Source organism: Thermoactinospora rubra (genome assembly GCF_002093975.1).
GTDB lineage: Bacteria > Actinomycetota > Actinomycetes > Streptosporangiales > Streptosporangiaceae > Nonomuraea > Nonomuraea rubra_A.
Window position 1 is genome coordinate 54,183 of the sequence record NZ_MSZZ01000034.1, and the last position, 24,717, is coordinate 78,899.

Consider the following 24,717-nt stretch of genomic DNA (forward strand, 5'->3'; position numbering starts at 1 on the left):
GCGGAGCGGCCTGTCGCCGTCAGGCGGACGGCGACAGGCCGCGCCTGGGCCGGAAGTCCCGGTCGACCAGGCCCATCCGGTGGGCCACCACCGCGGCCTGGGTCCGGTTGCGCAGGCCCAGCTTGTCCATGGCCGCCCCGATGTGGGACTTGACCGTGGTGATCCCGACGTGGAGGGCGTCGGCGATCTCGCCGTTGGACAGGCCCGCGCCGACCAGGGCGAGCACGTCGAGCTCGCGTTCGGTGAGCACGGCCGCCGGCTCGGCCTCCCGCTGCGGCTCGGCGGCCAGGGCCCGCTCCACGACCCGGCGCAGCACGCTGGGCGCGAGCAGCTGCTCGCCCGCCACCGCCCGGCGCACGGCCTCGACCATGCGTTCGGGCTCGTCGTCCTTGACCAGGAAGCCGAGGGCGCCCACGCGCAGCGCGGCGTACAGGTTGGCGTCCTCGGCGAAGGTGGTCAGCACGACGATGCGGGCGCTGGGCCGGGCGGCGAGGATGCGCCTGGCGGCCTCCAGCCCGTCGACGCGGGGCATGCGCAGGTCCATGAGGATCACGTCGGGGGCGTGGAGCTCGGCCAGCCGTACCGCCTCGGCGCCGTCCTGGGCCTCGGCGACCACCTCCATGTCGCCGGCCGCCCGCAGCAGCATCGTGACCCCGGCGCGGACCAGCGCCTGGTCGTCGGCCACCAGGACGCGGATCATGAGCGGCCCGCCGGCAGGGTGGCGGCCAGGCGCCAGCCGCCGCGCTCGTCGGGGCCGGCGGTCAGCGTGCCGCCCAGGGCGCGGGCGCGTTCGCGCATGCCGGCCAGGCCCTGGCCGGAGGAGGGCAGCGCCTGGCGGGGGCCGGGCGGGCGGTCGTTGCTGACCTCGACGTCGAGTCCCTGGCCGGTGGCGGCCAGCCGTACCCGGACGTGGGTTCCCGGTCCGGCATGTTTGAGCACGTTGGTCAGTCCTTCCTGGACGATGCGGGCGGCCGAGGCGCGGGCGACCAGCGGCGCCCGCTCCACCTCGGGGTCCACCTCGAGCTCGACCCGCAGGCCCGCGGCGGCGACCCGCTCGGCCGACTCCCTGAGCACGTCGGCGGGATCGGTCACCAGCTCGGGCTCGCCGGGGTCGCGCAGCACGGCCAGCAGGCCGCGCAGGTCCTCCAGCGCCTGGTGGCCGGTGTCGCGGATGTCGGCCAGCGCCTCGGCGACGGGACCGTCGGGCGAGGCGTAGCGGGCCGCGTTGGCGCGCAGCACCATCGCGCCGACGTGGTGGGCGACGATGTCGTGGACCTCGCGGGCGATGCGCTCGCGCTCGGCGAGCCGGTCGGCGCGCATCTGGGCGACGGCCAGCCGCTCGGACTCGCGGGCGCGCAGCCGCTCGGCCTCCCGGGCCGCCTGGCGGGCGCCCAGGTAGCGGCCGATCGTCACCGGCGACAGCACCAGCAGCAGCGTTATGGCGACGCGGAAGGGGGTGACCTCGGTGTCGCCGTCGACGACGGCCAGGCTGGCCAGGGCGCAGGAGGCCACGTACACCAGCCCAGTCCACAGCCAGGAACGCACCCGCATGGCGAAGACGCCGACGGCGATCAGCGCCAGGGACATGACGATGTTGGTGACCTCCGGCGCGTAGGTGTCGACGACCCACAGCAGGAGCCCCTCGGCCAGCACCACCAGGCCGGGCAGCCGCCTGGCCACGCCCAGCGCGAGCCCGGCCAGGACGACCATGGTGCCGTTGGCCCAGACCGGCAGCGCGCCGCTGTGCCAGTCCGGCCAGGTGCCGAGCACGGCCAGGGCCACGCCCGCGCCGGCCAGCAGGATGTCGGGGGTGATGTCGGGCTCGTCCAGCCGTCCGGCGGGGCCGCGCAGGTAGAGTCCGATGACCGCGGGCACCAGCGGGATGATCACGGCGTAGACGTAGGTGGAGGCGGTCCAGCCCACGCCGGGGTCGGCGATGTTGAAGGCCGTGGCCGCCGCGCCGGCGGCCACCACGGGCACCACCAGCGGCCAGCCGTGCCGGTGCGCGGCCACGCCGATGGCCACGAACAGCAGGATCTCGGCCGTGTTCGCGGTGAACGGGCTGACCTGGTCGAACAGCAGCACGAGGAACGCCATGACCAGGCTCACCGGCACCGGCACCCGCCTGACCAGCGCCATGGGCGCGCCCACGACCAGGGAGTAGGCGGCGCCGTACCCGCCCATGGCCTGGCCGGACACCAGCAGGTCCAGGCCGACGGCGGCGGCGGCGATCAGCAGGTCGGCCCACACCGTTCGCCAGCGCATGGCCTCACCGTATCGCCCCGGAGCAGGACCGCCGCCTCCTCCGACTGGCCGCGACCGCGACCGGAAGTAAGATCCGCCCGGTACGGCGGCGCCCCTAGCGTCATGGCATGCCCAACGACGCAGCCGTCTTCTTCGGGGAGTTCCTCCGCTCCCCCGCCACCATCGGCGCCTTGGCGCCCAGCTCTCCCCGGCTCGCCGAGGCCGTGTGCGCGCCGGTGCCGGAACGGGGCGAGCCGGTGGTCGTGGAGCTCGGGCCCGGCACCGGCCCGTTCACCGCGGCGATCCAGCGCCGCCTCGCGGGCCGGGGCCACCACCTGGCCGTGGAGCTCAACGAGCGGCTGGCCGGGCTGCTGGCCGCGCGGTTCCCCGGCGCGGAGGTGGTCCGGGGGGACGCCGCCGCCCTGCCCAGCCTGCTGGCGGTGCGCGGCCTGCCCGGCGCGGACGTGGTGGTCAGCGGCCTGCCGTGGGCGGCCTTCCCGCCGCTGCTGCAGCGCCGGCTGATGGACGCCGTGACGGCCGCGCTGGCGCCGGGCGGGGCGTTCACCACCTTCTCCTACCTGCACGCCGTCCCGCTGCCGGCCGCGCGGCGCTTCCGGTCGCTGCTGGCCGAGCGGTTCGAGGAGGTGGTGCCCGGCCGTACCGTGTGGCGCAACGTGCCTCCGGCGTTCGTCTTCCACGCGCGCCGCCCCAGAACTTCGTTCTAGCATGCGCGTATGGACTTCACCCTGCCCGAGAGCGCCCAGGCCGTGCAACGCGGCATCGCCGACATCTGCGCCCGCTACGACATGGACTACTGGCAGCGCTGCGAGGCCGACAAGTGCTGGCCCGAGGAGGTCTGGGCGGAGCTGGCCAAGGGCGGCTGGCTGGGGCTGGCCGTGCCGGAGGAGTACGGCGGAGGCGGCCAGGGCCTGCTGGAGCTGGCGGTGGCCACCGAGACGCTGGCGGCCTCCGGCGCCGCGGGCGGCTCGGCCTTCACCTACGTCCTCACCCCGGGCTTCGGCGCGCTGACCCTCACCAGGCACGGTACGGCGGAGCAGAAGCGCGAGCTGCTGCCGAAGCTGGCCACCGGCGAGATCGAGACGTGCTTCGCGCTCACCGAGCCGGACGCCGGCTCCAACTCCCTGGCGATCACCACCGCCGCCCGCCGCGACGGCGGCGACTTCGTCGTCAACGGGCAGAAGATCTGGATCACGGGCGTGCAGCGGGCCACGTGGATGCTGCTGGTCACCCGGACCGTCCCGGCGGCCGAGGCCCGGCCGCGCACCCACGGCCTGACGGTCCTGCTGGTCAACGTGCCGGAGGCGGTGGCCGCCGGGCGGCTGTCCTACCGGCCCATCCCCAAGATGGGCGCCAACACCACGCCCTCCAACATGGTGTTCATCGACGACCTGCGGGTGCCGGCCGCGAACGTGGTCGGCGAGGTCGACCAGGGCGCGGCGGTGCTGTGGGACATCCTCAACCCCGAGCGCGTCCTGCTGGCCGCCAGCGCGCTGGGCGGCGCGGAGGTCGGGCTGCGGGTCGCCGTCGACTACGCCAGGCAGCGGGAGGTCTTCGGCCGCCCCATCGGCGCCAACCAGGCCATCGCCTTCCCCCTGGCCCGGGTGAAGGCCAAGATCGAGCTGGCCAGGCTCATGCTCTACAAGGCCGCCTGGTCCTTCGACCGGCTGCTGCCCTGCGGCACCGAGGCCAACATCGCCAAGCTCGCCGCCTCCGAGGCGGCCTGGGAGGCGGCCGACGCGGCGTTCCAGACGCACGGCGGCATGGCCTACTCGCTGGAGTACCCGGTGGCCCGGCTACTGGCCGACGCCCGCATCGGCCGCGTCGCCCCGGTGACCGAGGAGCTGCTGCTCAACTACCTCGCCACCCAGGTGCTCGGGCTGCCGAGGAGCTTCTGACCGCCGGCCGGTCCCTCAGTCGGTGGAGTCGCGCCCGGCGTCGAAGACGGCGTGGTAGTGGGCACGCGCCTGCTCCACCAGGGCGTCCGACAGCCACGCGACCGGCTCGACGTCGACCAGCAGCGGCTCGTGGTCGGGGCCGCGGGCGACGACGCGGCCGGCCAGCACCCAGGGGCGGCGCTCCTCGTCGGCCTCGGCCAGGCCGGCGTACTTGCACACCTGCCTGGCCAGCCAGTCGCGCAGCGGCCTGGTCCACCACCGCTCGGCGTCCAGCACGGTCACCGACAGCCCCGGCAGCTCCAGACCGCTCTCGTAGTCCTTGCTCGGCCCCTCGCCGTCCCGGTCCGGGCCGTGCGAGTAGCGCAGGTAGAGGCCCGGCCGCCGGGCGACCAGGGCCTCCAGCTCCTCCAGCGAGTCGATCGTCGGCAGGTGCCCAGTCAGCTCTGCTTCCCCATCGCCTTGCGGATGACGTCCCTGGCCCGGTCCATGATGGCCACCGGCGTGCCCACCAGCACGTTGGCGGTGGCGGTCTCCACGCCCGCGTGCGGGTGCGTGGGCGCCAGCGCCTCGGCCGCCTTCACCCCGGCGGCCATCGCGCGCCGCTCCGTCTCGCTCGTCTGGGCACGCAGCTGAACGAACTCCTCCCGCTCCTCAGCCTCGGCGTGCGCCACGACGGCGGACTTCAGCGTCCGCAGGTTGGCCGCGAACTGCGGGTCGGTCACCCCCGCCTTCTCCATCTGGGTCAGCATGTCCTTGGCCGCGTTCTCCTCGGCCAGGCGCTCGTCGACCACCGCGTCCCCCGTGGCCAGCTTGCGCCGGGCGTAGGGGTGGACGATCTCCTCCTCGGCCGTCTCGTGCACGGCCAGCAGCCGCACCAGCCGCTGGAACGGCTCGGCCCTGGCGTCCACCGGGGCGGCCTCCACCTCGGCGAACAGCCTCTTGATCTCCTCATGCTGCGACAGCAGCAGGTCGATGACGTCCTTGTCGTTGTCTGCCATGGCGTTCCTTCCTTCGCGGAGGGTGCCCCTACCCGCCATCGCGTTTGGGAACCGCTTCGCTCGGTAGTCGCTTGGTTATGACTGAGGCCGTCGTGGTCGGAGACGTGATGCTGGACTCCTGGCTGGCGGGCCCGGCCAGGCGCATGGCGCGGGAGGCGCCGGTCCCGGTGGTGAGCGTCCAGAAGGTGGAGAACATGCCGGGCGGCGCGGGCAACGCCGCCGCCAACCTGGCCGCGATGGGGGCCGAGGTGCGTCTGGCCGGCGCGGTGGGAGACGACGAGCACGCGGCCACGCTGGCGCGGGCGCTGGCCATGCGGGGGGTGCGAGCCGAGCTGCTGACCGTGCCCGGCAGGCGCACCGCGCACAAGAACCGGCTGGTGACCAGCGGGCAGATGGTGGCCCGCTACGACGAGGAGGACGCCGCGCCGCTGCCCCGCGCCGCCGAGGAGCGGCTGGTGGCGTGGCTGCGCGAGCACGTCCCGGGCGCGGCGCTGGTGATCGCCTGCGACTACGGCGGCGGCGTGTGCACGCCGGCGGTACGGCAGGCGCTGGCCGGCGCGCGCCAGCTGGTGGTCGACGCGCACACCCTCGCACCCTGGCGCCCGCTCTCCCCCACGGTGGTGCTGCCCAACTACGCCGAGGCGCTGCGCCTGCTGGAGGAGGAGGGCGACGACGCCGACCGCGTCGGGTTCCTGCTGTCGCGCTCAGAGCGGCTGCTGGAGGCGACCGGGGCGCGGATCGTGGTCACCACGCTGGACGGCGACGGCGCGCTGGTGCACGCGGCGGGGCGGGAGCCGTACCGGACCTATGCCGAGCCCGCGCCGCCGCACCTGACCACGGGGGCGGGCGACACCTACGCCGCGGCCTTCGCGCTGTGGCTGGCCGAGGGCGCCACGCCGGAGGAGGCGGCCGACGCGGCGCAGGCGGCGGCCGGCGTGGTGGTCCGCAGGCCGGGCACCGCGATCTGCACCCGGCACGAGCTGCTGCGGGCGCTGCGGCAGCAGGATCAGGCTGTGCTGACGCCCGAGCGGCTGGCCAGGCGCCTGGACGCGCACCGGCGCGGGGGCGAGCGCATCGTGTTCACCAACGGCTGCTTCGACGTGCTGCACCGGGGCCACGTCAGCTACCTGGAGCAGGCGCGGGCGCTGGGCGACGTGCTGGTGGTGGCGGTCAACAGCGACGCCGGCGTGTCGCGGCTGAAGGGGCCGGGCCGGCCGGTCAACGGCTGCGAGGACCGCATGTCGGTGCTGGCGGCGCTGGCCGATGTGGACTACGTGACCAGCTTCGAGGAGGACACCCCCGAGCGGCTGATCCGCATGTTCCGCCCCGACGTCTACGTCAAGGGCGGCGACTACACCCGGGAGATGCTGCCCGAGACGCCCGTGGTGGAGGCGCTGGGCGGCGAGGTGCGGGTGGTGGGTTACGTGCCCGACCGCTCGACCACCGCGATCATCGAGCGGCTGGGAGGCGGCCGGTGACCGAGCCCGGCGTGCCTTCCGGGGCAGTCCCCGACGCGCTTCCCGATGTCCGTAGCATCGCCGTGCTGCGCGCCAACGCGATCGGCGACTTCCTGCTGGCCCTGCCCGCGCTGGAGGCGCTGCGCGCGGCCTACCCGGCGGCCCGGATCACGCTGCTCGGCCTGGCCTGGCACCGCGACTTCCTCACCGGGCGGCCGGGGCCGGTGGACGAGGTGGTCGCGCTGCCGCCCGACCCGCTGGCCGCCCCGCCGGGCGAGCGGCTGCGGGCCCGCCGCTTCGACCTGGCGGTGCAGCTGCACGGCGGCGGCCGCGAGTCCAACCCGTTCGTCCGCAAGCTCGGGGCGCGGGTGACCGCCGGGCTGTGCACCCCCGACGCCGAGCGGCTGGACCGGTGGCTGCCGTACCTGCCCTACCACCACGAGACGCTGCGCTACCTGGAGGTGGCGGCCCTGGTCGGCGCCCGCACCGCCGGCCTGGAGCCGCGCGTCCGCGTCACCGCCGCCGACCGGGCCGAGGCCTACCGCGTCGTGGGCGAGGTGCCCCGCGGCGCGGTGGCGGTGCACCCGGGCGCCTCCGACCCGCGGCGGCGCTGGCCGCCCGAGCGGTTCGCCGCGGTCGCCGACGCTCTGGGGCGGCCCGTCGTGGTGACCGGCAGTGAGGCGGAGCGGGAGCTGGTGCTGCGCACGTGCGAGGCGATGCGCGCGCCCGCGATCCCGGTCGCCGGGACGCTCGGCCTGGGCGGGCTGGCCGCGCTCTACCAGCGGTGCGACCTGCTGGTGGGCAACGACACCGGGCCGCGCCACCTGGCCGCCGCGGTGGGCACCCCGACGGTGTCGGTCTACTGGATGGTCAACCTGATCAACCACGGGCCCATCAGCCGGGCGCGGCACCGGCCGCTGGTCTCCTGGACGCCGGCCTGCCCGGTGTGCGGGGCCGGCAGCCTGGAACCGGCGGCCGAGCGGTGCCCGCACGACGTGCCGTGGGTGACCGACGTGCCGGTCGAGTCGGTGCTGGAGCAGGCCGTCCAGCTTCTGGAAGCCTCCTAGAAACGCGGCTGGCGCTTCTCGCGCAGGGCGCGGACGCCCTCGGCCACATCCGGCCCGGTGAAGCCGAGGAACTCCATGGCCAGGGAGGCGTCGAAGGCGGGGCCGGCCTGGCGCAGCCAGTTGTTCAGCGCGTACTTGGTCAGCCTGATCGCCTCGGCCGAGCCCTGCGCCAGCCGTACGGCCAGCTCCAGCGCCACCTCCTGGACCCGCTCGTCGTCCACGCACAGGCTGACCAGGCCCATGCGCTCGGCCTGCTCGCCCGTCACCGGCTCGCACAGCAGCAGGTGGTACTTGGCCTTGGCCAGCCCGCACAGCAGCGGCCAGACGATCGCCGCGTGGTCGCCGGCGGCCACGCCCAGCCGCGTGTGCCCGTCGATGATCTTCGCGGTACGGCCGGCGACGGAGATGTCGGCCAGCAGCGCCACCGCCAGCCCGGCGCCCACGGCCGGTCCCCGGATGGCCGAAACGATCGGCTTGGAGCAGTTGACGACGTTGTAGACGATGTCGCGGGCCTCGGCGAAGACGCGCATCCGCGTGGCGTGGTCGCGCATCATCTCCTCGATCATGGACAGGTCGCCGCCCGCGGAGAACGCCTCGCCCTCGCCCGTGACGACCACGGCGCGCACCGAGTCGTCGCGGTCCACCTCGGGCCAGATCTCGGCCAGCTCCCGGTGGCCGGTCATGTCGACGGCGTTGAGCCGGCCCGGCCGGCTGATGGTGATCCTCAGCACCCCCTCGGCGGGGGTGTCGGTCCTCAGCTGTCCCACAGGGCTCCCTTCAGCCGGTCCGCGACGTACTCCCGGGCCTGGGCGGCCTGGTCGAAGAAGCCGGGCAGGGCGAAGAAGCTGTGCACCGCGCCGTTGAACCGGCGCACCTCCACCGGGACGCCCGCCTGGGCCAGGCGCGTGCCGTACGCCTCGCCCTCGTCGCGCAGCACGTCGCACTCGGCGGTGACCACGGTGGCGGGCGGCAGGCCGGCGAAGGAGGCCAGCCGCAGCGGGGACAGGCGCGGGTCGGCCGGGTCGGCGCCGGCGGCGTACTGGCGGACGAACCAGGCCATCTCCTCGGCGTCCAGGCCGAAGCCGCTGGCGAAGTGCCGGTAGCTGGGGGTGTCCATGGCCACGTCGGTGATCGGGTAGACCAGCACCTGGTGGGCGAGCGTGAGCCCGGCGTCCCTGGCCTGCCAGGCGGCCACCGCGGCCAGGTTGCCCCCGGCGCTGTCGCCCATCACCGCGACCGTGCCGTTGCACTGGTAGAAGGCCGGGCGGGCGAACAGGTCGCGCACCACGCTCCAGGCGTCCTCGGCCGCGGCGGGGAAGGGGTGCTCCGGGGCGAGCCGGTAGTCCACCGACACCACCACGGCGCCGGTGCGGATGGCCAGGTCGCGGGCGAGCGCGTCGTTGCGCCGCACGCTGCCGAACACCCAGCCGCCGCCGTGGAAGTAGACGACCACCGGAAGAGCCTCCTGCCCAGGGTCGGCCCGGTAGATCCGCACCGGCACGTGCTCGACGAACTCGTCGCGGACCAGCGGCAGCCTGGGCCTGGGGCCGCGCTGCAGCGCGAACCCGTCGTGGGCGCGCATCTCGCGGATGGCGTCCAGGTCCAGCACGGACAGGTCGGTGTTGAGGTCGGAGGGGTAGCGGGCGACGAAGGCCGCTGCCTGTGGGTGCATAGCGCAAAATCTAGCGGGCGGCCTCGACGAAGTGCTCGAATACCCGGGAGTCGGGATCGCGCTCGGGGTGCCACTGCACGCCCACGCCGAAGCGGTGGCCCTGCAGCTCGATGCCCTCGACGATCTGGTCGTCGGCCCAGGCCACCGCCAGCAGCCCGGCGCCCAGGCGGCGCACCGACTGCTCGTGGGGCGCCACCACCTCCACCCGGTCGCCCACGGCCTTGCCGAGCTTGCTGGAGACGCTCACCTGGATGACGTGGCGCGCGCCCGGCTCCCCGTGCCTGTCGTGGTCGACCACGTCGGGCAGCCAGGGGATGAGCGTGCCGCCCTGGGCGACGTTCAGCACGTGCATGCCGCGGCCGATGGCCAGGATCGGCAGGCCGGCCTGGATCGCGGCGCGGGCCAGGGCCAGCTCGAACCGGTCGCGGCCGGGCTGCGGGTCCGGCAGGCGCTCGTCGTGGGGCTCGCCGTAGGTGTCGGCGCCCACCGGCGTGCCGCCCGCCAGCACCAGGCCCCGCAGGGTGCGGACGTAGTCCTCGACCGCCTTCAGGCCGATCGGCGGCAGGATCACCGGGGCGCCGCCGGCCCGCTCGACCGCCTTGGCGTACGCCGGGGGCGACAGCACCGCCTCCCTGACCCAGGTGTCCCACCTGGCGGCCTCGTGGTAGGCGGTGATACCGATCAGTGGACGGGACATGCGCTCTCCAGGCCGTGCTCTCCAGAACCGTGCGACCTCGGGTGTGCCGGCCGCCGGGCCGGAACAGGGGCACCAGGCCCATCATGGCGCACTCTATTTCGGTATTGTCACCAAAACTCGATTCCGGGGGGCGCGTATGTGAAGACGTCCCTTCTCACGCCTCGTGGGAGCCCTCCAGGGCGGCCAGCGCCAGGGCGTAGTCGCGCCGTGCCCGGGCCAGGCCCATGAGGTCGCCGCGGCGGCGGTTGGCCTCGATGAGCAGCCGCCAGGCCGCGTCGTGGTACTCGTCGACCTGCAGGCAGCGGGCGGCCGCCTCGGCGGCCTCGGCGAAGGCGCCGCGCTCCAGCTCCAGGGCGGCCAGGCGGGCGGCGGCGCCGGCGGCCTGGTGGCGCAGCGCCGACCGCTCGCGGGTGACCCACTCGGCCGGGCCGTCCTCGGGCAGCAGGTCCCCGGCATACAGGCGGACCGCCTCGCGCAGCGCCCCGGCGGCACGCTCCCCGCGCCCGGCCCCGGCGATCGCGGCGCGGAACAGCGCCACGTCGCAGGCGGCGCCCGGCGGCAGCTCCAGCCGGTAGGCCTCGTCCACCCGGCCGATCAGCGGGTGCCCGGTCCCGGCGGCCAGGAAGCCGCGCAGCGTGGAGACGGCGACGTGCAGCCCGCGCCGCGCGGTGGCCAGGCGCACCTCCGGCCACAACGCCTCGATCGCGCTCTCGCGGTGCACCGGCCGGCCGGCGTGCATGGCCAGCAGCCGCAGCAGCGTGCGGGCGCGCCGGCGCAGGGGCGACAGGTCGAGCGGAACGCCGTCGACCTCGATCGCGAAGTCGGCGAAGCATCTGACGTACAGGCTCATGCAAGCTATGAGCCGCATCCCGCCGGTTTGATACACGGCTGCTCAGGCCGCCCCGATGGCGCAGAACGCCCACCCGGCGGCCTGGTGCAGCGGGTCGGGCGGCAGCGCGGCACGCGCCTTTAGCAGGGCCTCGGCCGTGTCCAGCCCGCGGCCCAGCCCCTCGTGCAGCGCGGTCATCAGCGGCACCACGGCCCGGTCCGGCACGGGCGCGGTGCTGGCCACGATCCCCGCCGTGCCCCGCGGGAGCAGGGCCGCCGCCAGCCCCAGCAGCTCCTCGCCGCCGACCGGCTCCATCCGCCCGGAGTCGCAGCCGGCCAGCACCAGCCGGTACGGCGCGCGCTCCAGCCGCTCCACGTCGTGCACGGTCAGCGGCCCGTCGTGCAGCTGCAGCGAGGAGAACATGGGGCTGTCGGCCCGGAACGCTCCATGGGCGGCGATGTGCGTCAGGGCGCTGCCGTCCATGTGCTTGAGGACCGGCGCGGTGGCGGCCTGTTCGCCCTCCAGCACCGTGGCGGTGCCGTACAGCCGGGCCAGGATCGGCACCTCGGCGCCGCCACTGCCCAGGCCGGGCCCCCTGACCAGCACGACGGGGCCGCCGGGCGGGCGGATGCGGCGGGCGCGCAGCCAGGCGGCGGCCGACGGGCACACGCTCAGCGCCCGCTCGCGCAGCGCGGGCAGCAGCGCCCAGGGGACGTGATGGAGGCGGCCGGGCGGCACCAGGACGAGCGGGCCGTCGCCCAGGTGCGGGACGGCGGCGCCCAGCAGGGCCTCCTGCAGCCGCAGCGCGCCCTCCTCCAGGCGGCCGCCGGCCCTGCCGTACGCGGTCCTGCGCAGCAGGGACGCCGCGTGCTCGGCCTCGGCGGCGGCCCGGGCCGCCGTGCCCGCGTCGAAGGCGCGCACCCGGCCGCGCCCGCACAGCAGCACCTTCAGCCGCCCGTCGACGACCACGATCTCGGCGAGCAGCCGGTCCCCCAGCTCGCGCAGCAGCGCCGCCGGGTCGAACCGCGCCGCCGGATCGGACAGGGCCGCCGTCTCGCCCCGGCCGCGCAAGGCCAGCATGCGGTTCCTGATCGCCCGCTCCAGCCGCCGCTGCTCGCGTTCGAGGGCCGGGGCCGCCGTGCCCTCCGCGCGGGCCTCGTCGATCCTGCTGGAGATCTCGCGGAAGGCGGTCAGGTCGCGCAGCAGCTCGGGGTCCTGCGGCGGCCGGACGGGCGGCACGGCCAGCGCGGTGGCGCGCCAGCGCTCGCTCCACGCCAGCAGGCGGCGCGCGTCGTCCAGGACGGCGCGCTGGGCCAGGGTGGCCAGCTCGGCGCCCTGCGAGCCGACCCGGGCGCGCAGCTCGGCGGCCCCCAGCGTCATGCGGTGCTCGTCCAGCAGGTCCAGGCCGCGGCGGCAGGCCGCCAGCACCCCCGCCCTGCGGCCCGCCGTCTCCGCCAGCATGGCCCGGGCGAGCCAGCCGTCGACCCGGGCGTAGGCCGGGCCCCTGGTCCTGGCGCGGGCCGCCTCGGCCAGGTAGCGCGCGGCCTCGGCGGGCCGGCCCCGGGTGGCGGCCACGCGCCCGGCCAGCAGCCAGGCGCGCGGCGCCTCGGCGGGAGCGAGCTCGCTCAGCCGCCGGGCCACGCCGACGGCTTCACGCAGCGAGACCTCGCCCTCCCCTGCATCCCCTCCTGCGCTCTCGCCTGCGCCGCCGGGGACCTGCCCCGCCCGATGGCGAGCCTGGAGGGCGATGAGGCAGGCCGCGAGTTCCTGGGCCTGGCGGTGCTGGGCGCGGAAGGAGCGAGCCGCGGCACGGGCCCGGTCGATCGCCGCCTCCCACCGGCCGCAGGCCAGCGCCGCCCGGGCCGCGACGAGCAGGAGCTCGGCCCGCAGCAGCGGCGGCCCGCCCAGCCGGTCCAGACGCTCGATCGCGGCGCGCGCCTCCTTCAGCGCCTCCGCGGCCAGCCCGGCCACCAGGAGGATGCGGCCGCGCTCGACGGCCGCCTCGTGGGAGGGCGTGCCGAACTCCGCGAACCGCCGCTCGGCCCGGTCGAACAGCGCCAGCGCCGCCGGGACGTCTCCGGACCGGGAGGCCACGATGCCCTGGCTCAGCACCGCCACAGCCTTGTCGTGCTCCTGGCCGGTCGTCCCGAACAGGGTCTCGGCCAGCTGGACGTCGCCCCTGGCGCGATCGACGGACCCCAGCGCGAGATGGACGCGCGCCCTGATCGACACGGCACGCGCGAGCCAGATCGTGTCGGCGTTCCTGCGCAGCAGCGGGACGGCTCGCCGTAAGTCCTCCAGGGCCTCCCGGTGGCGTCCCAGGACCTCCAGCACGTAGGCGCGGCGGAACAGGATCCGCGGGAGCGTCCGGCCGCCCGACGGCGCCGCGGCCTCGGCCAGCGCCACGGCCCGCGCCAGCGCCGCGAGGCTCTGCCGTACCCGTCCCGCCCGGATGTAGGCGGCGCCCAGCGTGGCCAGGACGTCGGCCTGCCGGTCCGGCGACCCCGACAGCGCGGCGAGCCGCCGCGCCCGGCGCAGATGCCGCAGCCCGGACGCCAGGTCGCCGAAGTCGCGCTCCCAGATGCCGATGACCTGGTGCGCGATCGACGCCTCCGCGGCGGGCGGGCCGGACTCCAGCAGCCGGCGGGCCGCGGCCAGCGCCTCGCGCGGGCGGGCGAACACCATCGGCAGCAGATCCGCGGCACTTCCCGGGATCACGCCTGGATGCTAGATGTGGGCCAGCGGATGTATCAACCAGGGGCGGACCGGCTCGTTATCCACGACGGCTCAAGACATCCCGTGAGGAGCGCCATGCCAGACCGGTTCAGGGAGCAGTTCAGGGCAGTCAGCGAGGCCTTCGCCCAGCAGCGCGGGATCGGCCTGGCGCACGGCCCGGGGCCCACGCCGTACCTCTACGAGAAAGGGTGCGTGATCGCGCGGCGGGAGGCCCGCGAGGCCGTCCTGAACGTCCTGCGGGACAACGGCCACGGCGACCCCGAGGAGCAGCCGTTAGAGGCCTCCGACGTCGTCCGCTTCCGCTTCGGCGACGGCTCCCGCGGCGGGACCGGCGGCGACCCGGACGTCGAGGAGGTGCTCAACTCGCTGCGGAGCCGCGCCGAGGCCGTACCGGTCACGAGGAACCACATCGTCGGCATCTGCACCGCCAACATCTGCCCCGGCGACGAGCCCGAACCCTATCCCCTCAGCACCGAGGAGGCGCTCAACCCCAGGCTCGCCTGCCGCGTCAGGGTGCTGGTCGTGGACACCGGCCTGGTCCAGGGCATCACGTCGGCCTACCCCTGGATGACCGGCGTCGGCCCCGTCTCAAGGGACGAGCAGGGCCAGCCGCACAAGGGCTACCTCCCCCTGTACGGCGGGCACGGCTCCTTCGTCGCCGGCATCGTCAAGGCCGTCGCCCCGCACGCCCTCGTGGAGGTCGACGACTCCCTGCCCGCCTGGCTCGCCGGGGCCGCCACCGAGGCGGAGCTCGGCGACATCCTGGCGCGGGAGCTGGACCGCGACGCGGAGGATCGGCCCGCGGTCATCAACCTGTCGGCCGGCATGGTCACCGAGGGGAACCGGGCCCCCGTGGGGCTGGGCAGGTTCATGGACCTCCTGGCCGCCTCGCAGACCGTCCTGGTCTGCGCCGCCGGGAACAACGGGCAGGACGAGCACTTCTATCCCGCCCGCTACGCGGCCGACCCCCGCTACCGCCACAAGGTCATCTCCGTCGGCGCGCTGCGCGGGGACGGCTCGGGGCTGGCGTGCTTCACCAACCGGGGCGACTGGGTGAGCGTCTACGCGCCCGGCGAGCGGGTGATAGCGGCCTTCACGCCGGGCGACGACACCCCGCCGAGGTACGTCTACCGCCACAGCACCTTCCCGGAGTGCCGCTACCGCGGCGAGTATCCCGACTGCACCTGCGTCGTGCCCCGGCGCAAGGGCGCCCTGACCCTCCAGGAGGCCGGGCAGCCCGAGAGCCACGCCAGCGAGGAGGCCTACACCGGCTTCGCCCGCTGGAGCGGCACGTCCTTCGCCACGCCGATGGTGGCGGGCATGCTGGCCAACCACCTGCTCGCCAACCAGATCCTCGACGCGGAGGGCCGCATCGACCCGGCGCGGGCGGTGGCGGACCTGATGGCCAAGGTCGTGCCCCTGCCGCTGCCGGACGGGACGCGCGTGCCGACCCTGGTGCCCGCGACCTGGCGCAGCGGCCCCTACGAGAACGTCTGACCGGGGAGGAACCTTGGACCACGAGGCCATCGGCCGGCTCTTCCGGGCCGCGGCCGCCGGCGACGCGGCGGCGTGGAAGAGCTTCGTCGAGGCGCTGAGCCCCCTGGTGTGGTCGGTCGTGCGGGCCCACGGGCTGCCCGAGGCCGACGCGGGCGAGGTCTACCAGACGACGTGGTTCCGCCTGGCCCAGAACCTCGGGCGGATCCGCGAGCCCGAGAAGGTGTCCACGTGGCTGGCCACGACGGCGCGCAACGAGGCGCTGAAGGCGATCCGGGCCAGGCGGCGGCTCGTGCCGGGCGACGAGGACGCCTTCGAGCGCGTCGCCGACGAGCGGACGCCCGAGGCGGCGGTGATCGAGGCCGAGGAGGAGGCCGCGGCGGCCGAGCGGGACCGGCGGCTGTGGCAGGCGTTCCAGGAGCTCGGCGCCAAGTGCCGGCGGCTGCTGCGCATCCTCATCGGCTCCCCTCCGCACAGCTACCAGGAGGCCGCCGCGGCCCTGGGGCTGTCGGTGGGCAGCATCGGGCCGATGCGGCAGCGGTGCCTGCGGCAGTTACGGCTGCTGCTGGCCGAGCGAGGGATGGGATGAGCCGGGGATGGACGAGGACCTGTCGCAGGACGACCTGCTCGAGGCGGAGCTGCGCCGCGCCGCGGCCGTCCTGGACCCGGTGCCGGCGCACCTGGTGCGGGCCGCCGTCGAGGCCTTCGCGCTGCGCGGGCTGGAGGCGGAGCTGGCCGAGCTCACGTTCGACTCGCTGGAGGAGGCCGCCGCGGTCCGGTCGGGGTACGGCACGCGGCTGCTGACCTTCGCGGTCGCCGGCCGTACCGTCGACGTGGAGCTGTCGGGCGGCGAGTGGCCGGGCGGGGAGGGCGTGCGGCTGCTGGGCGGGGTGCACCCGGCCGAGCCGGCCGAGGTGGTCGTGGAGGGGCCGCTCGGGTCGCTGGCCGTGCGGGCCGACGAGCTGGGGCGGTTCTCGGCCGAGGGGGTGCCGCTCGGGCCGTTCAGCCTGCGGGTGCGCTTCTCCGACGCGGTCGTCGCCACCGAATGGATCACGGTGTGAGGTTTCCTGCCCATTCCCCACATCAAATGCGATGATTTTTCGCCTTTTTTCGGACAGGCTCTCATCGGTAAATAACATTACCGTTACGGATAGTTATGATTGTTCGCCTTTTGGGGTGAAACGGTTGTGACGTCCGAGAGGTGGTGTAAGACTCGCAACCGAGCGATCGGCTGCGCCGGGGCCAGGCCGGGCGCTCGTCACCCGGAACGTCAGGGAGGTGGAGCGACACGCCCGGAATACCATTCCGGGCAAAGGGTGGGGTCAAAGGTCTATGTCGTTGAATCCGCGTCTCGTCAAGGAGAGTTTCTCCGTCGTGGAACCGGTCGCCGACAAGGCGACGGCGTACTTCTACGGCCGGCTCTTCGCCGAGAACCCGCATCTGAGGGGAATGTTCCCGCCGGCCATGGACGTGCAGCGAGACCGCCTGTTCAGCGCGCTGACCCGGATCGTGTGGAGCCTGGACAGCCCCGACAGCATGGCCTCCTATCTCGGCCAGCTGGGCAGGGACCACCGCAAGTACGGCGTGGTCGCCGAACACTACACGGCGGTGGGCAACGCGCTGCTCGCCACCATCAGGCGGTTCGCCGGCGAGGTGTGGAGCAGCGAGATCGAGGCCGCCTGGGTCGCGGCCTACGGGGTCGCCGCGAACCTCATGATCGAGGCCGCCGACGCCGACGCGGGCGTCTCCCCCGCGTGGTGGCTGGCCGAGGTCGTCGACCACGAGGTGCGCAGGCCCGACATCGCCGTCATCACGCTGCGGCCCACGCAACGCCTGCCGTACACGGCCGGGCAGTACGTCAACGTGCAGACCGCCCGCTGGCCGCGGGTGTGGCGGACCTTCTCCATCGCCAACGCGCCGCGCCCCGACAACACCATCCGGCTGCACGTCCGGTCCGTGCCGGGCGGGTGGGTCTCCACCTCCCTGGTGCGCCACACCCGCATCGGCGACACGCTCATGCTGGGCCCACCCATGGGGACGATGGCGCCTCCCGAGCGCGGCGACCGGGACATCCTGTGCGTGGCGGGCGGCACCGGGCTGGCGCCGATCAAGGCCGTCATCGAGCACGTCATCGACTCGGGGCAGCGGCCGAACATCCACCTGCTGTACGGCGCGCGCACCGCGGCCGAGCTGTACGACCTGCCGGACCTGATCAGGATGGAGTCGTCCTTCCCGTGGCTGCGGGTGCTGCCGGTGGTCTCCGACCAGCCCTCCTACGACGGGATGCGCGGCCGGCTGCCCGAGGTGACGCGGCGCTTCCACTCCTGGGCCGAGCACGAGGTCTACGTGTGCGGGCCGCCCGCGATGGTCAACGAGACGGTACGGCGGCTGCAGGCCGACGGGGTGCCGCTCTCGCGCATCCACCGCGACGTCGCCCACGGCGAACGCTAGAACCCGCGCGTCACACCGTCTTGAGCATCCCGCCGTCGACGAAGTACGTGGAGCCCACGCAGTAGCCGGCCCGCTCCGAGCACAGGAAGACCACGAAGCTCGCGATCTCCTCCGGCGTGGCGAACCGGTTGATGGGAGCGTGCTCCCCGGCGACCTCGTCCAGGTACCCCCGCCAGTCGCCGCCGCTGCCGGCGGTGAGCTCCTTGGCCGTCCGCACCCAGTCGGGGGTGAGGACCAGGCCGGGGTTGACGCAGTTCACGCGGATGTTGTCCGCGACGAGCTCGGTGGACAGCGCCTTGGAGAACATCATCAGCGCGGCCTTGGTCACGTTGTAGATCGGCTCGTACCACAGCGGCTGCACCGCGCAGATCGAAGCGTTGTGCAGGATGACCCCGCCGCCGCGCCGCCGCATGCCGGGGACGAGGCCGCGCGCCAGCCGCACCGCCGCCATGACGTGCAGGTCCCAGTAGGCCTGCCACTTGTCGTCGGGAGCGTCCATGACGGTCTCGTTGGACCCGGCGCCCGCGTTGTTGACGAGGATGTCCGCGCCCGCGAAGGCCTCCTCGGCCGCCGAGGTCAGCCGCGCCGTCCCCTCGGCCGTCGCCACGTCGCACGCGACGGGCACGACCCGCACGCCGTACGTCTCCCTGATGGCGCGCGCCGCCTCCTCCAGGCGGCCGGCGCCGCGCGCCGCGAGCACCAGATGCGCGCCCTCGGCGGCGAGGCCGCGTGCCACCGCGAGGCCGATGCCCGCGCTGCCGCCGGTGATGACGGCGACCTTGTCTGCCAGCCCGAGTTCCACGAGACCTCCCCAGCTCGCTCGTCCATGGAACAGGCCCTACCCGGTCAGGAACGCCTGGGCGGTCTGCTCGTCGGCGGGCCACAGCGTCTCGATGGCCAGCTCCGACACCGTCACGTCCAGCGGCGAGCCGAACGTGGCGATCGTGGTGAACATCGACAGCACCATGTCGCCGTGCCTGATCCGGATCGGCAGCAGGATGTCGCCCGGTCCCGGCACGTGCGCGACGTTGAGCTCCACACCCGGGTAGGCGTACCCGGCCAGCTCGTCGTGCAGCTCGGTCAGGCGGCCGTCGCCCGACGCCTCGGCCTGGCGGCGCAGCCGGTGCAGCAGGTGGGCGCGCACCTCGGCGAGGTTGACCAGCCTGCGCGCCATCCCGTCGGGGTGCAGGGTGAGCCGCAGCACGTTGACCGGCTCCTTCTCCAGCAGCTCGGGGGCCACGGCGGCGCCGAAGAAGGTCCCGGCCGCGTCGTTGGCCGCCACCAGGTTCCACGCCGCGTCGACCACCACCGCCGGGTAGGGGTTGTGGGCGCCGAGGATCTTGTCGATCGCCTGCCGTACCACGCCCATCTCCGGGGCCTGCACCTCGCGCTCGCGGAAGACGGGCGCGAACCCGGCGGCCACCAGCAGCCGGTTGCGGTGCCTGAGGGGGATGTCGAGCTCCTCGGCCAGTTTCATCACCATCTCGCGGCTCGGCCGGGCGCGCCCGGTCTCCAGGAAGCTGATGTGGCGCGCCGACACCTCGGCCTCGATCGCCAGATCCAGCTGGCTCACCCGGCGCCGCTGCCGCCAGGACCGCAGCAGCTCTCCGAAGGACTCCTCATGTACGGCAAGCGCTCCCATGTCCAGGGACGTTACCGGGATCCCGGAACGGCCACGATTACGCGGCAGGTAAGGGCGAAGCCTCTGGAGAACCTTGGAGAGCCGGTCGAGGCTCTCCCGGGTGAGCCGTAGCCGGGCATAGGCTGGGGTACGAAGGGCGCGTCCGAAACACGCGGCTCCACAGCGAGGACGAGCAGGCATTCCGATGGGTGGGTGACTGCCCGGCCACGGGCGGGAGGGGGACCATGTCTCCTCATGCACACGCCGGCGGTATGTGGCCCCGGCGGCGTTCATCCTCCGGATGGCCGACGGCCAGTGAGACCCCGGTCGAGGCGGCGCACATCCTGCTGGGCGCGATCGGCGTCTTCATCGCGATCGGGTTGGGGATCATGAGCCTGGCGGCGGGCGTCCCGCTGCTCGCCGCGGCGAGCGGCGTCGTGATCTGCCTCATCGCGGTGGATGTCTTCCGCGCCGCCCACCGTCGTTCCAAGGGCGCCGGCGGCTGAGCCTCGGCGTCGCCGCCTTTGCCGCGAGGCGAGCCGGTCGGCTGCGGTCAGGAGCGGGCGTAGACGCGGTGGACGAACTCGGCCAGCTTGTTGTCCGGCAGCTCCTTGGCCAGGTCGGCCTCGCTGATGATGCCGACCAGCCGATGCCTGTCCAGCACCGGAAGCCGCTTGATCTGGTGCTCCCCCATCTTCACCAGCGCTTCCTCGATGCTGCTGTCGGCCTCGACCCAGACCAGCCCGCGGGCGAGCTCGCCGGCGGTGACCTGGTCGAGATCCCGTCCATCGGCGCAGCAGCCGATCACGATGTCGCGATCGGTGATGATCCCCTTGAGCCGGTCGCCGTCCCCGCATACCGGCAGCGCGCCGACGTCGAGGTCACGCATCAGCTGCGCCGCGGTGTGCAGGCTCTCGTGCTCGCCGATGCACCGCACTCCCTCGTGCATCACATCCCGCGCCGTCTTGGCGGTTCCGCTCATGTCCATCGGTCCCCCCGGCACGTTGTCCTGTTCCGTGTCCAGTTCCGTGTCCAGTTCCGTCCCTCTCCCCTACCCGACGCCGATGCCGTATTCCAGATTCCAGGTGACCGTCCCGCCATCGGATGCCCGGCGGGCGATCGCGGAAGACGCCGGAGATTGTCGGTGGGCCGTGGCACGATGACCGCAAGCGAAGGGAGCAACACCATGAGCGATTCGCTGCTGGCCATCGGCACGCGCAAGGGCCTGTTCCTGGCCCGCTCCCGCGACGGCGGCCCGTTCGAGGTCGACGAGATCCAGTTCTCCACCGTGGGGGTGCCCAGCGTGGCCGTCGACACGCGCGGCGACACGCCGCGCCTGCTCGCGGGCATCGAGTACGGACACTTCGGGCCGTCGGTGGTGTATTCCGACGACCTCGGCCGCACCTGGCAGGAGGCCGACAGGCCGCCGGTCGCCTTCCCCGAGAGCACCGGCGCCACGCTGGAGAAGGTGTGGCAGCTGCTACCCTCCCCGTCCGAGCCGGGCGTCGTCTGGGCGGGCGCGGAGCCGGGCGCGCTGTTCCGGTCCGAGGACGGCGGCGTCACCTACAGCCTCGTCGAGGGCCTGTGGGAGCACCCCCACCGGGCCCAGTGGCAGCCGGGCGGCGGCGGGCTGTGCCTGCACACCGTCCTGGCCCACCCGGCCGACCCCAAGGTGCTGGGCGTGGCCGTCTCCACGGGAGGCTTCTACCGCTCCACCGACGGCGGCGCCTCGTGGGAGGCGGCCAACCAGGGCATCCGCGCGCCGTTCATGCCGGAGGGCCAGCAGTATCCGGAGTTCGGGCAGTGCGTCCACAAGGTGAGCTACCACCCGGCGCGCCCGGAGCGGCTGTTCCTCCAGCACCACTTCGGCGTCTACCGCAGCGACGACTTCGGCGGCTCGTGGACCGACATCGGCTCCTCGCTGCCCTCCGACTTCGGCTTCCCCATCGCCGTCCACCCCTCGCGGCCCGACACGGTCTACGTCATCCCGCTCAACGCCGACATGGACCGCACGCCGGTGGACCACCGCTACCGCGTCTTCCGCAGTGACGACGCCGGGGCCTCCTGGCAGCCGCGCAGCGAGGGCCTGCCCGAGGAGCCGGTCTACGGCACGGTGCTGCGTGACGCCATGACGGCCTCGGAGGCGGGCGTCTTCTTCGGCACCCGTGACGGCTTCGTGTACGGCTCCCGCGACGACGGCGACACCTGGACCGAGATCGCCCGCCACCTGCCCGACGTGCTGACGGTGCGGGCCGCCGTGCTGTAGCCCTGCTGGAGCCGGGGCGGCCGGGTTTCGCCTGGCCGCCCCCGGCCGACCGCCTTACCACCCGGCCGTCTCCGCCTGGCTGCCCTCCACCTGGCCGTCCTGGCGTCTCCGCCCTGCGGCCCCCACGCGGCCGCCCTCCACCCGAGTGGGCGCGAGTGGGCGTCAGCTCACGCAGAACTCGTTGCCCTCCGGGTCCCGCATCGTGGCCGCGTAGTAGTCGGAGCCGCCCACATCGCTTCCCTGGACACGCACGACCGTGGCGCCCAGCTTCACCAGGCGCTCCACCTCGGCGTCGATCACCGCGCGCCGTTCGGCGACCGGAGCGCGCCGCCCTCCCGTGACGTCGAGGTCCAGGTGGACGCGATTCTTCACCACCTTCGGCTCCGGCACCTGCTGGAACCAGATGCGCGGCCCCACGGCGCCGGGATCGACCACCGAGTCGTACCCGATCCCCTCGCCGACCTCCTCCTCGGGCACGCCCTTGCTGCGCCAGTAGTCCGCCCACGTCGCGAAGCCCTCCGGGGGCTCCTCCAGCCGGTAGTGCAGAGCCTCGGCCCAGAACCGGGCGAGCCGGTCGGGATCGGCGCAGTCGATCGTCACTTGAATCCTCGTCGCCATGGCCGCCATCCTGCCCGAGGACCCCGACATTTTCCGGAGGGGTCAGACCTTGCGCCAGCCCGGGATCCAGGCGCCGTCCTCGACGGTGTAGTCGCCGAACAGCGCGGGCGCCTCCTTGCGCATGAGCTCGCCCACCCGGTGGAACAGCAGGCGGATCTCCTCCTCGGCCCCCGCCGCCGTGCGCGCCTCGATGGTGTGCCGGAGCGTGCGGACGTTGGCCGTCCACACCAGCCCGGTGGCCACGCCCTCGGGCGCGAAGCGGCGCATGAAGGAAGTCTTGTGCTTCTTGTCGGCGAACGGCACGCCCTCCTCGTCCAGCCCGAAGTGCTCGGCCATCCAGACCTGGAACTCCTCCAGGCGCCGCAGCATCTCGGTCGCCCTGTCCATCAGCTCCCGGTCCTCCCGCGCCCACTGCGGGAACCAGAAGGGGATCTCGGTCAACCGGACGAACCGCAGCGACTCCTGCGAGATGGCCACGCCCGGGCGGTGCCGTACCAGCTCATGAGTCAGTACACGGCTCACGTTGTGCAGCACGAAGCTGAAGCTGATGTGCTCCAGGACCGAGCCGTGCGCGCTGGCCAGGATGTTGCGCAGGTAGTCGATCTGGTCCGTCCTGATGCGCGTCACGTTGGGGTTGAGCCCGGGCTCGAAGGAGCGATAGCACAGCCGTCCGGCGAACTCGGCGAGGTTCTGCGCGTCGAGCTCGCCGCGGTCCAGCCGCTCCAGCCACCGCTCGCCGCCCACCTCACGCAGGTACCGCGCCAGCTCGTCGTAGTCCAGCTCCGGACGAGCGATCAGGAACACCTCAGGCTCAACAGCACGCATGACCTGCCCGTTTCTGTAGACGATGTGACCGCCCTAGCAAATCACAGCCCACAGCCTCACGTGATGTCGCGCCTGACGGTGGTCAGCGACGCGACGGCGGCGAACACCAGCGCGTAGCCGAGCAGGACGGCGGCGCCCGCCCAGGCGGGAAGCAGGTAGTCCAGGCTGACCGGCCCGAGGTCGGCCTGCGGGTTGGTCAGCGCGGAGGCCGCGCCCGCCGGGGTCCACCGGCCCACCGGCTGCAGCGCCGGGACCGCGTTGACCAGCGGTTCGAGCACGAACATCCAGACCGCGACGGCGACGATGGCGACGATCTGGTTGCGCACCAGCGCTCCCACGCCGATGCCGAACAGCGTGTAGAGGACCAGGGTGGCCAGCACGCCGGAGACGATGCGCGGGATGCCGCCGTCCGTCACCAGCAACTCCCCGCCCGACAGCAGCACGGCCGGGACGACGGCCAGCGCGAACAGCAGCAGGATCGCCAGCCCGAAGACCAGCCCCACCAGCACGCCGGCGCCGAGCTTGGCCGCCACCACGCGGCTGCGGCGCGGGGTGACGAGGAAGGTGCCGGTGATCGTCTGGTAGCGGTATTCGGTGGTCATCATCGTCACGCCCAGCACGGCCACGAGGATGCCGCCGCCTGTGGCCTGGCCCCAGACGATGCGCTGGAACTCGGGCGTGTCCCTGGCGGGGAAGGGCGGGGCGGCGCCGCCGGACTCCATGCCGGCGAAGGCGATGACCACGCCCAGCACCATGGCCAGGTAGCCGAGCAGCACGATGAGCATGATCCACCACAGCCGGGTGGTGAAGAGCTTGAGCAGTTCGGCGCGGATCAGCTTCATGCGACCGTCGCCCCCTCGCTCTGCCCCGCTGTCTGCTCCACGGTCTGTCCCACCGGCTCCCCCTCGGTGAGCTCCAGGAACACGCGCTGCAGGTCGGATCGCTCCTGCGCGAGCTCGGTGACGACGACCTGCTCCTCCAGCACGATGCGCCCGATCCGCTCGGCCTCCAGGCCGCGCACCCGCAGCAGGCCGTCGGCGGCGGGCTCCACCTCGCCGCCCGCGCGTTCCAGGGCGGGCCCCAGCCTGCCGGGGTCGAGGGTGCGGACCCGGATGGGCGTCTGGCCGCCGGAGGTCAGTTCGGCGAGGCTGCCCTGCCGTACCAGACGGCCCCTGGCGATGATGACCACGTTGTCGACGGTCTGCTCGACCTCGGCCAGCACGTGGCTGGAGACCAGGACGGCGGCGCCCTGTTCGTGGGCGAGGAAGCGCAGGAAGCCGCGCAGCCACTGGATGCCCGCCGGGTCCAGGCCGTTGGCCGGCTCGTCGAGGATGAACACCTTGGGGTGGCCGAGCAGCGCCGCGGCCAGGCCCAGCCGCTGGCGCATGCCCAGGGAGAAGCCTCCCACCCGCTTGCCGGCCACGTCGGCCAGGCCCACCTGTTCCAGCGCCTCGGCGGCCCGCTGGAGCGGCAGGCCGGCGGCGGTGCACATGATGCGCAGGTGGTTCAGCGCCGTGCGGTCGGGGTGGAAGCCGGTGGCCTCCAGCACCGCGCCGACCTCGGTCAGCGGGTGTCCCAGGTCGGCGTAGCGGCGGCCGTTCACCAGCGCGGTCCCGGCGGTGGGCGTGACCAGGCCGAGCAGGCAGCGCAGCGTGGTGGTCTTCCCGGCGCCGTTCGGGCCGAGGTAGCCGGTGACCGTGCCGGCCTCCACGGTGAACGACACGCCGTCGACGGCCTTGACGGTCCCGAACGATTTGCGTAAGTCGCTTACCTCGATGGCGCTCATGGTGCGATCATTATGGCCCACTTGTGGCTCAGGGCGTATG

Annotated in this window: 26 protein-coding genes; 10 read left to right on the plus strand and 16 right to left on the minus strand. The window is 73.9% G+C overall.

Annotated elements, in window-relative coordinates; genetic code table 11:
• Nucleotides 1–19: 19 nt before the first annotated feature.
• Both BSB02_RS27650 and BSB02_RS27655 read right to left on the minus strand, forming a co-directional pair.
• The gene (locus BSB02_RS27650) at nt 20–700 is read right to left on the minus strand and encodes a response regulator (RefSeq protein WP_084963467.1); all 681 of its coding nucleotides are present in this window, start codon (nt 698–700) and stop codon (nt 20–22) included.
• A complete protein-coding gene (locus BSB02_RS27655; RefSeq protein ID WP_240506681.1) occupies nt 697–2,265 on the minus strand; it encodes a sensor histidine kinase in 1,569 nt (522 codons plus the stop codon). Before BSB02_RS27655 ends, BSB02_RS27650 begins: the two co-directional genes overlap by 4 nt.
• Nucleotides 2,266–2,372: 107 nt before the next feature.
• Between BSB02_RS27655 and BSB02_RS27660 the strand changes: the two genes are divergently transcribed.
• On the plus strand, nt 2,373–2,969 hold the full coding sequence (locus BSB02_RS27660) for a class I SAM-dependent methyltransferase (protein WP_084963469.1): 597 nt from the start codon (nt 2,373–2,375) through the stop codon (nt 2,967–2,969).
• 9 nt (nt 2,970–2,978) lie between these two features.
• Entirely contained in the window at nt 2,979–4,160 is a 1,182-nt protein-coding gene (locus BSB02_RS27665) for an acyl-CoA dehydrogenase family protein (protein ID WP_084963471.1), read from the plus strand.
• Between the two features lie 15 nt (nt 4,161–4,175).
• On the opposite strand, the gene BSB02_RS27670 is transcribed toward BSB02_RS27665, so the two are convergent.
• Both BSB02_RS27670 and BSB02_RS27675 read right to left on the minus strand, forming a co-directional pair.
• A complete protein-coding gene (locus BSB02_RS27670) occupies nt 4,176–4,601 on the minus strand; it encodes a DUF6098 family protein (RefSeq protein WP_084963473.1) in 426 nt (141 codons plus the stop codon).
• A complete protein-coding gene (locus BSB02_RS27675) occupies nt 4,598–5,158 on the minus strand; it encodes a hemerythrin domain-containing protein (protein WP_084963475.1) in 561 nt (186 codons plus the stop codon). The genes BSB02_RS27670 and BSB02_RS27675 overlap by 4 nt, the downstream gene beginning before the upstream one ends.
• A gap of 77 nt (nt 5,159–5,235) precedes the next feature.
• On the opposite strand from BSB02_RS27675, the gene rfaE2 reads away from it, so the two are divergent.
• The gene (rfaE2, locus tag BSB02_RS27680) at nt 5,236–6,636 is read left to right on the plus strand and encodes a D-glycero-beta-D-manno-heptose 1-phosphate adenylyltransferase (protein ID WP_084963477.1); all 1,401 of its coding nucleotides are present in this window, start codon (nt 5,236–5,238) and stop codon (nt 6,634–6,636) included.
• A gap of 11 nt (nt 6,637–6,647) precedes the next feature.
• A complete protein-coding gene (locus BSB02_RS27685; protein WP_240506682.1) occupies nt 6,648–7,682 on the plus strand; it encodes a glycosyltransferase family 9 protein in 1,035 nt (344 codons plus the stop codon).
• Here the strand turns inward: BSB02_RS27685 and BSB02_RS27690 are convergent.
• The 5 genes from BSB02_RS27690 to BSB02_RS43160 form a co-directional block, all read right to left on the minus strand.
• On the minus strand, nt 7,679–8,449 hold the full coding sequence (locus tag BSB02_RS27690; RefSeq protein WP_084963481.1) for an enoyl-CoA hydratase/isomerase family protein: 771 nt from the start codon (nt 8,447–8,449) through the stop codon (nt 7,679–7,681). The two genes, BSB02_RS27685 and BSB02_RS27690, sit on opposite strands and share 4 nt — an antisense overlap.
• The gene (locus tag BSB02_RS27695) at nt 8,437–9,354 is read right to left on the minus strand and encodes an alpha/beta hydrolase (RefSeq protein WP_084963484.1); all 918 of its coding nucleotides are present in this window, start codon (nt 9,352–9,354) and stop codon (nt 8,437–8,439) included. The genes BSB02_RS27690 and BSB02_RS27695 overlap by 13 nt, the downstream gene beginning before the upstream one ends.
• Nucleotides 9,355–9,364: 10 nt before the next feature.
• Nucleotides 9,365–10,051 carry a gamma-glutamyl-gamma-aminobutyrate hydrolase family protein gene (locus BSB02_RS27700; RefSeq protein WP_084963485.1) on the minus strand — a complete coding sequence of 229 codons (687 nt, stop codon included), beginning with the start codon at nt 10,049–10,051 and terminating at the stop codon, nt 9,365–9,367.
• Nucleotides 10,052–10,205: 154 nt separating this feature from the next.
• On the minus strand, nt 10,206–10,901 hold the full coding sequence (locus BSB02_RS27705) for an AfsR/SARP family transcriptional regulator (RefSeq protein ID WP_158088737.1): 696 nt from the start codon (nt 10,899–10,901) through the stop codon (nt 10,206–10,208).
• 42 nt (nt 10,902–10,943) lie between these two features.
• The gene (locus BSB02_RS43160; protein WP_206184925.1) at nt 10,944–13,598 is read right to left on the minus strand and encodes a CHAT domain-containing protein; all 2,655 of its coding nucleotides are present in this window, start codon (nt 13,596–13,598) and stop codon (nt 10,944–10,946) included.
• 93 nt (nt 13,599–13,691) lie between these two features.
• Here BSB02_RS43160 and BSB02_RS27715 point away from each other — a divergent pair, with 93 nt between their 5' ends.
• From BSB02_RS27715 to BSB02_RS27730, 4 genes are all read left to right on the plus strand, one after another.
• Entirely contained in the window at nt 13,692–15,113 is a 1,422-nt protein-coding gene (locus BSB02_RS27715; RefSeq protein ID WP_084963488.1) for a S8/S53 family peptidase, read from the plus strand.
• 13 nt (nt 15,114–15,126) lie between these two features.
• Entirely contained in the window at nt 15,127–15,699 is a 573-nt protein-coding gene (locus BSB02_RS27720; RefSeq protein ID WP_084963489.1) for an RNA polymerase sigma factor, read from the plus strand.
• Nucleotides 15,700–15,706: 7 nt separating this feature from the next.
• Nucleotides 15,707–16,171, plus strand: coding sequence for a hypothetical protein (locus BSB02_RS27725; protein ID WP_084963490.1), 465 nt, complete (start codon nt 15,707–15,709; stop codon nt 16,169–16,171).
• A gap of 313 nt (nt 16,172–16,484) precedes the next feature.
• On the plus strand, nt 16,485–17,561 hold the full coding sequence (locus BSB02_RS27730; protein ID WP_240506683.1) for a globin domain-containing protein: 1,077 nt from the start codon (nt 16,485–16,487) through the stop codon (nt 17,559–17,561).
• Between the two features lie 10 nt (nt 17,562–17,571).
• On the opposite strand, the gene BSB02_RS27735 is transcribed toward BSB02_RS27730, so the two are convergent.
• Nucleotides 17,572–18,363 (minus strand): SDR family NAD(P)-dependent oxidoreductase, encoded by a 792-nt coding sequence (locus BSB02_RS27735; protein WP_084963492.1) that lies wholly within the window; start codon nt 18,361–18,363, stop codon nt 17,572–17,574.
• A 36-nt stretch (nt 18,364–18,399) separates the two neighbouring features.
• The gene (locus BSB02_RS27740; RefSeq protein WP_084963493.1) at nt 18,400–19,203 is read right to left on the minus strand and encodes a helix-turn-helix domain-containing protein; all 804 of its coding nucleotides are present in this window, start codon (nt 19,201–19,203) and stop codon (nt 18,400–18,402) included.
• Between the two features lie 224 nt (nt 19,204–19,427).
• Here BSB02_RS27740 and BSB02_RS27745 point away from each other — a divergent pair, with 224 nt between their 5' ends.
• The gene (locus tag BSB02_RS27745; protein WP_143591231.1) at nt 19,428–19,688 is read left to right on the plus strand and encodes a hypothetical protein; all 261 of its coding nucleotides are present in this window, start codon (nt 19,428–19,430) and stop codon (nt 19,686–19,688) included.
• Nucleotides 19,689–19,735: 47 nt separating this feature from the next.
• Here the strand turns inward: BSB02_RS27745 and BSB02_RS27750 are convergent, their stop codons facing one another.
• Nucleotides 19,736–20,164, minus strand: a complete 429-nt coding sequence (locus BSB02_RS27750) for a CBS domain-containing protein (RefSeq protein WP_084963595.1) — start codon at nt 20,162–20,164, stop codon at nt 19,736–19,738.
• A 204-nt stretch (nt 20,165–20,368) separates the two neighbouring features.
• On the opposite strand from BSB02_RS27750, the gene BSB02_RS27755 reads away from it, so the two are divergent.
• Nucleotides 20,369–21,448 (plus strand): WD40/YVTN/BNR-like repeat-containing protein, encoded by a 1,080-nt coding sequence (locus BSB02_RS27755; RefSeq protein WP_084963495.1) that lies wholly within the window; start codon nt 20,369–20,371, stop codon nt 21,446–21,448.
• 162 nt (nt 21,449–21,610) lie between these two features.
• On the opposite strand, the gene BSB02_RS27760 is transcribed toward BSB02_RS27755, so the two are convergent.
• From BSB02_RS27760 to BSB02_RS27775, 4 genes are read right to left on the minus strand one after another with little or no spacing between them, the layout of a single operon-like run.
• Nucleotides 21,611–22,048: a VOC family protein gene (locus BSB02_RS27760; RefSeq protein WP_240506684.1), complete on the minus strand. Its 438-nt coding sequence runs from the start codon at nt 22,046–22,048 to the stop codon at nt 21,611–21,613.
• Between the two features lie 60 nt (nt 22,049–22,108).
• Nucleotides 22,109–22,891 carry an FAD-dependent thymidylate synthase gene (gene thyX / locus BSB02_RS27765; protein ID WP_084963497.1) on the minus strand — a complete coding sequence of 261 codons (783 nt, stop codon included), beginning with the start codon at nt 22,889–22,891 and terminating at the stop codon, nt 22,109–22,111.
• Between the two features lie 56 nt (nt 22,892–22,947).
• The gene (locus BSB02_RS27770) at nt 22,948–23,733 is read right to left on the minus strand and encodes an ABC-2 transporter permease (RefSeq protein WP_084963498.1); all 786 of its coding nucleotides are present in this window, start codon (nt 23,731–23,733) and stop codon (nt 22,948–22,950) included.
• Entirely contained in the window at nt 23,730–24,677 is a 948-nt protein-coding gene (locus BSB02_RS27775) for an ABC transporter ATP-binding protein (RefSeq protein WP_084963499.1), read from the minus strand. The genes BSB02_RS27770 and BSB02_RS27775 overlap by 4 nt, the downstream gene beginning before the upstream one ends.
• Nucleotides 24,678–24,717: the final 40 nt, after the last annotated feature.